Consider the following 5671-nt stretch of genomic DNA (forward strand, 5'->3'; position numbering starts at 1 on the left):
GGGAGACGTCGGATTAGCGACGTACAAGAGTCAGGAGGGAAAACAGTTATAAAGATTTGGCAATGGTGAAGATGGACAATATTTTTATACCTAATTAAACGGATTTGATATCATATTTTTAACGATTTTTTCTACACAATTAATACTCTGCGCTCAAAGTTATTTTTTTAAGTAGAAATAAAAATAAAATTTTCTGACAGCATTACTAAGTTCTGTCAAAACTGATTTGGAGTAATTATTAACCTGGGTTCAGCAACATATAGTTCTGTACGATATAGTAAATAAACTAGACCTTTTTTATCTACCCATCGCTCATATAATGCTTTCAAATTTGCCGTAATTTGTTCTCGTTCATAACCTTGATTTGGCACTGATGACGAACTCATAATACGACCTATTAATCCTGGCAAATCTAACTCTTGTCTGTGAGTAAATGTTGAATGTTGAAAATTGACAAAATAGGAACTTTTTTCTATGGAAGCAATTGAAAAACGTCGTTTTTTTTTAGTGTTTGAATGATGTTTAGATATCTGCTTCATTAAGTTACTATTTTCTTTAGTAAATCCATCTTCTCTATTCCAGTTATTCCATAAAAGTGCTAATTTGCCAGAGGGTTTTAAAATTCTGTGAAATTCCTGTAAAGTAGGTTCCAGATTAAACCAATGAAAAGCTTGAAAACAAGTTACTAAATCAACTGATTCATTAGGAAGATTAGTCGCTTCTGCCGTTGCTTCTCTAAACTCTATTAAAGGGTGAGATTGAGCAGCATTCTTCATTTTAAGGTTTGGTTCAATAGCTATGACATTAATACCTTGTTCAGCTAACATTCTAGAACCAATACCTGTACCAGCTCCAATATCTGCTGCTAATAATTCTGAAGGATTTTCAAATCCAGAAATCATTAAAGTGATCGCTTCTTTTGGATAATTTGCTCTATACTGAGCATAATCTTCGGCTCGATCGGAAAATCGATTTAGTGGGTTCATTTTATCTCAGCATACCTTAACTAATATTACTTTTAATAAATTTAACTCAATTATCAAATCATGGCATATAAATTAAAAAAAATATTAGACATATGGGGAAATGTTGGTACAGAATTTGGACCCAGTGAATTTGTGGTTCGCGTAGGTGCAGAAGTTGAGATTGATTCGGTTATGAACACTGTTGAATATGTCCAAGAAAATTCGGCTTTGAGCCAAACCTAAAACTTGCCCCAGTTTTTTCAAAATTTTGAATATAAATTAAATATTCCTTGCTCTACTTATATAACTGGTATTATGGGCTTTATTGTTTACCTATCTTGATTAATCTCTTTGGGTGAGAATTGAAAATTTATGTAGTTGACGAAGAAGGCTGAGAATGGCTAAAAATGAGGACCAGTAATCCTTTCAAGAATGTCGCTATTGCTTCACCCCCACGAAACAGCCATAATCATATTGATAGATTTGAGGATTTCCGAACATGGCAGAAATTAACGGCGTAATGATGCAATATTTCCACTGGTATATTGACCCAAATCTTATCCTGTGGAATCAAGTGGCAAGTATGGCCCAAGAATTAGCAGATGCAGGCTTTACCGCCATGTGGTTACCACCAGCTTACAAAGGTATAGGGGGGACTTATGATGTGGGATATGGGGTTTATGATATGTATGACTTGGGGGAATTTGACCAAAAAGGTACTGTTCGGACAAAATATGGCGATCGCCAACAATATTTAGATGCTATTCAAGCTCTACACAATGTTGGTATTGATGTCTATGCTGATGGAGTTCTCAACCACCGCATGGGTGCTGATGGAACAGAAATTGTCAAAGCAACTCCTTTTTCCAAGGATAACCGCATTCATCCCAAGGGTGGAATGCGTGAAGTTAAAGGTTATACTCATTTTCCATTTCCTGGTCGGCAAAAAAAGTATTCTGACTTTGAGTGGCATTGGTGGCATTTTGATGCAGTAGATTATGATGACTATAGCAAGGAACAAAATACTATATATCTATTTGAAGGGAAAAGCTTTGATGATTATGTGGCGTTGGAAAATGGCAACTATGCTTACCTGATGGGATGCGATATTGATTTCCAGAGTAAAGAAGTTCGGGATGAAGTGATACGTTGGGGTAAGTGGTATATAGAAACTACGGGAGTCGATGGTTTCCGTCTAGATGCTATCAAACATATTTCATCCTGGTTTTTTCCTCTGTGGATAGATGTATTAGAACATCATTTTCAGAAGGATTTATTTATGGTTGGGGAATATTGGTTCAACGATATTGGTACGTTGCACTGGTATATTAATTCAGTTGGTGGCAGAATGTCTGTGTTTGATGTTCCTCTACATTACAACTTTTATTATGCGAGTAAATCGGGCGGACATTATGATATGCGCCATATTCTCAATGGTACTTTGATGCAGGAACGTCCGGTCAATGCTGTTACTTTTGTGGAAAACCATGACTCACAACCTTTACAAGCATTGGAAGCTCCTGTTGAACCTTGGTTTAAGCCTTTAGCTTATGCCATTATTTTGTTGCGTCGTGAAGGATATCCTTGCATTTTTTATGCTGACTATTATGGTGCAGAGTATGAAGATTATGGGAAAGATGGCAACCGTTACAAGATTTTCTTACCATCCCACCGTTGGATAATTGATAAGTTACTTTTTGCCCGGAAATATTATGCTTATGGGGAGCAATATGATTATTTCGATCATTACAATACTGTAGGTTGGACTCGTTTGGGTACTGAAGAACATCCGAAAGCAATGGCTGTAATTATGAGTGATAGCTATCCAGGTTACAAGTGGATGGAAGTGGGTAAACCAAATGCTAAGTTTTATGACCTCACGGAACATATTCAGGAACCCATTTATACTAATGACTCTGGTTGGGCTAAATTTCGGTGTAATGGCGGGTCAGTTTCTGTTTGGTTACAAGAATAATAACTAATAGACATTTTCAGAAAAGAGGGACTAGGGACTAGGGAGTAGGGGAAAAAAATTGGGCGTTGGTGATTTGAGGTATGATATCATGCCCGGATAAGAGTTCGATAGAACTCCGTTACCTTTACGCGACCAAAAAACTTTCTCCTTCTACTCCTGTTTATTCTTCTTTCTTCCCTCCTGACTCCTGATATCATGTCCGAAGGCAATCGTTTGTGTAAACCCAAGGGTGAATATCTACAGGAAATTTAACAGGACTTACGCAGGGACTCTACATATAGCTAGGGCGTTAGCGGAGCTTTGCGTTAGCAAATGCCATTCGCCCCTACAGATGGTGCTTTAAAGGTCAATTTGCGTAAGTCCTGTTTAAGTTTTTTTCTGACTCTGAAACCTTCTTCCTCCTCCATCTTTCCTCTTCCATTTTCCTTACCTTCTCTATACAATACCGATGCTACCGGATTTGATATGACTCCTGACTCCTGACTCCTAAGTAATGAAAATTAATATCATACACGCGCTTCACCAACGCCAAAAATTGATAATTTCGGTAGTGCATCATTCAAAAATTAATAATGAATAATGAATAATGAATAATTACCTCTCCTTGAAAAGAAGAGGATTGACAAATTCATGAAAATTTTTTTTATTATCCCCTTAAAAGGGGAGGCGCATACCCACAATTTTTCGGTAAAGTGTGGGATAAGTAATACCATTTCTCAAAAACTTTTCTACATTTTGTTGAGTAGGGGACCCATCCCTAACCCCTCCCAGGAGGGGAAGTAGGGGAGTAGGGGAATGGGGGAGAAGCAAACATAAGAATAATTAACATCATTCGCGAGCTAAAATTAGCATACAAAGTGATTCGGATTGTGCTGATTAGTTGACAACTGAAGTATTGCCCAAGTATAGCAATACTTTTGGGAATTGGTATAATTAATTCATTCCATTTCCAAGGAACGATTTTTGATATATTTACCCGCGTAAAAATTTTAGAGACACGGAGTCGTGAATGGATTGAAGCAAGAATTGAAAATACTTCAATACACCCCATCCCCCATCTCCCCATCTATTTTTAAATAGATTACAAATTGGTTCTATATGATTGGTATATTCGCATTTAATTAATTTGCATTCCTGGCAGCCAAATAATTAAACTCAAAAGACTAATAAATAAAATAGGTAAAATGATAGCTAAACTAATACCACAGTAATTTTTCCAACTAATTTGAAAACCATGTCGCTTGATCATATAAAACCAACATAGAGTAGATAGACTACCAATAGGAGTAATTTTAGCACCAACAACACAGCCAATAATAGTAGCATAAACCATTGCTTCTGAAATATTATAATCTATTATTGGTGCAGTTTGAATTGTCAATATGTTAATCAAAGAAGATGGTAAATTATTACAGACTGCGCTAATAAATGCAGATAAAAAACCAGTAGCAATAATAGCTAGAGAAAATCCCCATCCAGAGATTTGAACTAACAAATATTTAATTACATCTGTTAAACCATAGTTACTCAGACCAAAAACTATTATGTACATTGCCCAGATAAATAAAATCACTGGCAGGAAAGGATAAAATATCAATTTAAAGAGAGAAAAACAGTAATTTGTTAAAAATTTAGTTTGAGAAATAAAATCTTGGAATCGATAATTATTCTGCAAACTATTAACTGAAATTTTGTGACTTTCTTCACTCTCAAGTAATTCTTCTGATTGTAGGTATAAATTATGCTTATTTTGACTTTCCTCCGCAAGTTTCAGGCTGATTTTTGGTTCTATACTGGTTGCTGGTAATGCTCTTTCTAGATAATTTTTTCTGAATCTAAATTTTTTATATTTCCTAGGAATATCAGGCCAAAAGTAAAACAACAAAACAACAATACTGGCAGCAATTGTCACGAAACTAATAGGTAGCATTATAATTATATAACTACCAAAAGAAATATTGTATGTAGTAGTAGCAATATAATTGACTGAATTACTGATAGAAAATGGTAGACTACTGATGTCAGCAACTAAGCCACAAGCTATCAGAAATGGGATAATTTCTTTAGGGGTAAACTTGAGTAAAATTAGAGCTTCAATTACTATTGGTAGAAATAATAAGGTACTACCATAGTTAGCGAAAATAGCACTAACTAGAGCTACTAATATTAGCAGTGTGACAAATAAAAGTTTACCGCTACCCAGATTCCAATTAGCAATATGAAATCCGAACCAACGAAAAACTCCCTTTTGTTGCAATATCCAACTAATAGTTATTAAAGCTAGTAAAGTAAAGGTAGTATTTACTAAAATTGCCCAAATCAATGTAGGCATATTTGCTAGAGAAACTAGACCAGTTGTGAGTGTTAGGCAGGCTCCTATCATTGCACTGAAACCTATATCTAAACCTTTTGGCTGCCAAAATACAAGAATTAGAGTACCTAGAAAAATCAATGGAATTAAGACTATTTGCCAACCCATAATATAGGTGATTATTATTTGTTTTTGTGAGATTTTTTTCTAAACTTACTATAACATTATCTTTTTTTTTTAAGGTTTAATACCCCACACCTCACCTGCAGTGTCTACAAGTTTGTTGGAGTTCCGTCGAGCAGAGCTGCTTATTTGAGTATTCTCCATCCACTTTTTTCTTTTTCCAACTTCAGTCCTTCCTTCTTTATTCTTCAATCATTTCATATCTGGTTCATAACACTTTCAAAAAATATTACTACA

Annotated in this window: 4 protein-coding genes; 2 read left to right on the forward strand and 2 right to left on the reverse strand. The window is 35.3% G+C overall.

What is annotated here, in order from left to right; all coding sequences use genetic code 11:
• Window positions 1-215 precede the first annotated feature (215 nt).
• Window positions 216-986, reverse strand: coding sequence for a class I SAM-dependent methyltransferase (locus F6K13_RS15530; protein ID WP_287287799.1), 771 nt, complete (start codon window positions 984-986; stop codon window positions 216-218).
• A gap of 60 nt (window positions 987-1046) precedes the next feature.
• On the opposite strand from F6K13_RS15530, the gene F6K13_RS15535 reads away from it, so the two are divergent.
• Complete coding sequence (locus tag F6K13_RS15535; protein WP_161564550.1) at window positions 1047-1208, forward strand: hypothetical protein; 162 nt, start codon at window positions 1047-1049, stop codon at window positions 1206-1208.
• A gap of 256 nt (window positions 1209-1464) precedes the next feature.
• Window positions 1465-2940, forward strand: a complete 1476-nt coding sequence (locus F6K13_RS15540) for an alpha-amylase (protein ID WP_287242328.1) — start codon at window positions 1465-1467, stop codon at window positions 2938-2940.
• 1117 nt (window positions 2941-4057) lie between these two features.
• Here the strand turns inward: F6K13_RS15540 and F6K13_RS15545 are convergent.
• Complete coding sequence (locus F6K13_RS15545; protein ID WP_287287800.1) at window positions 4058-5419, reverse strand: ArsB/NhaD family transporter; 1362 nt, start codon at window positions 5417-5419, stop codon at window positions 4058-4060.
• Window positions 5420-5671: the final 252 nt, after the last annotated feature.

Origin of the sequence: Okeania sp. SIO2B9, from assembly GCF_010672505.1 — a bacterium.
In the GTDB taxonomy this organism is placed as follows: Bacteria; Cyanobacteriota; Cyanobacteriia; order Cyanobacteriales; family Microcoleaceae; genus Okeania; species Okeania hirsuta.